At 61.2% G+C, this 276-nt stretch carries 1 pseudogene; it reads right to left on the reverse strand.

What is annotated here, in order from left to right:
• Positions 1-276: pseudogene (locus tag SB764_RS39910) on the reverse strand (xanthine dehydrogenase family protein molybdopterin-binding subunit); the annotation flags it as partial.

The following is a 276-nucleotide window of genomic DNA, read 5'->3' on the forward strand; positions in this document are numbered from 1 at the left end:
GTAGCCTTGGCGGGAATATCGACGCGCGGCGTACTCTTACCGACGATCCTGTACGTGTCCGGCGATTTCAAAGGGGCGTCGGTGGCTAACGTCAGTTCGATGTGTCGTCCCGCGATTAATTCGCCGTAGGCGATGCCTTTTTCTGCACCGTCGTCGCGGTGAAAAACCACACCGTCTCGCACGTCGAGCCTGTCTGCACTCACGTTCAAGCGTGAAGCCGCTTCCGCCAACAGAAACTGCCTTGCCTGCGCCGCCGCCTGGCGCAACGGCACCGCC

Source organism: Paraburkholderia sp. SIMBA_027, from assembly GCF_046535315.1.
In the GTDB taxonomy this organism is placed as follows: Bacteria; Pseudomonadota; Gammaproteobacteria; order Burkholderiales; family Burkholderiaceae; genus Paraburkholderia; species Paraburkholderia tropica.